At 60.1% G+C, this 1,425-nt stretch carries 1 protein-coding gene; it reads left to right on the plus strand.

All coding sequences use genetic code 11. The features are described from left to right. Position 1: 1 nt before the first annotated feature. Complete coding sequence (gene hpnJ / locus U5782_RS41200; RefSeq protein ID WP_322049613.1) at positions 2-1,423, plus strand: hopanoid biosynthesis associated radical SAM protein HpnJ; 1,422 nt, start codon at positions 2-4, stop codon at positions 1,421-1,423. The last annotated feature ends 2 nt before the right edge of the window (positions 1,424-1,425 follow it).

Genomic DNA, 1,425 nt, shown 5'->3' on the forward strand with positions numbered 1-1,425 from the left:
CATGAAAACGCTGTTTTTGCAGGCCCCGTCCTATGACGGCTTCGACGGTGGCGCGGGTTCGCGCTATCAGGCGAAGCGCGAGATCCGCTCGTTCTGGTATCCGACGTGGCTCGCGCAGCCCGCGGCCCTCGTGCCCGACAGCCGCGTATTGGATGCGCCCGCCGATGGCATCGGCGTCGAAGCGACGCTGAACATCGCGATGGACTATGACCTCATCATCATCCACACGAGCACGCCGTCGTTCCCGACCGACGCGCTCTTCGCCGAAGACCTGAAAAAGCGCAAGCCGTCGCTGCTGGTCGGCATGGTGGGTGCGAAGGTGATGGTCGATCCGCATAACTCGCTCACGGCCACCGAAGCGATCGACTTCGTCTGCCGCGAAGAATTCGATTACACCTGCAAGGAACTCGCCGAAGGCAAGCCTTTCCCCGAGATCAAGGGCTTGAGCTGGCGCGCGAAGGACGGCTCGATCGAGCACAACGAGGCGCGTCCGATCCTCGAAAACATGGACGAGCTGCCGTTCGTCGCGCCCATCTACAAGCGCGACCTGAAGATCGACAACTACTTCATCGGCTATCTGAACTACCCGTACGTGTCGATTTATACGGGCCGTGGTTGCAAGTCGCGCTGCACGTTCTGCCTGTGGCCGCAGACGGTGAGCGGCCATCGCTATCGCACGCGCTCGGTCGCGAATGTGATCGAAGAGGCGAAGTGGATTCGCGACAACATGCCGGAAGTGAAGGAGCTCATGTTCGACGACGATACCTTCACCGACGACCTGCCGCGCGCCGAAGCCATTGCCATCGGTCTGGGCAAGCTCGGCATGACGTGGTCGTGCAATGCGAAGGCCAACGTGCCGTACAAGACGCTCAAGATCATGAAGGAAAACGGTCTGCGTCTGTTGCTGGTGGGTTTCGAATCGGGCGACGACCAGATTCTCGTGAACATCAAGAAGGGCGTGCGCACGGACTTCGCGCGCCGCTTCAGCGCGGACTGCAAGAACCTGGGCATCAAGATCCACGGCACCTTTATTCTGGGCCTGCCGGGCGAGACGCAGGACACCATCAAGAAGACGATCGAGTACGCGAAGGAAATCAATCCGCACACGATCCAGGTGTCGCTGGCCGCACCGTATCCGGGCACGACGCTTTACAACCAGGCCGTGGAAAACGGCTGGATGGAAGAGAACAAGGTCATCAACCTCGTCAGCAAGGAAGGCGTGCAGCTGGCCGCAATCGGCTATCCGCATCTGTCGCGCGAGGAGATCTATCACCACCTCGAACAGTTCTATCGACAGTTCTATTTCCGCCCGTCGAAGATCTGGGAGATCGTGCGCGAGATGCTCACGAGCTGGGACATGATGAAGCGCCGTCTGCGTGAAGGCGTGGAGTTCTTCCGCTTCCTGCGCGCACACGAGGCATGATG

The sequence above is a fragment of the Paraburkholderia sp. J67 genome, assembly GCF_905220265.1.
Lineage (GTDB): Bacteria > Pseudomonadota > Gammaproteobacteria > Burkholderiales > Burkholderiaceae > Paraburkholderia.

Coding starts and splice junctions, on each gene's coding strand:
- hpnJ (WP_322049613.1), top strand. CDS start 2: ATGAAAACGCTGTTTTTGCAGGCCCCGTCCTATGACGGCTTCGACGGT.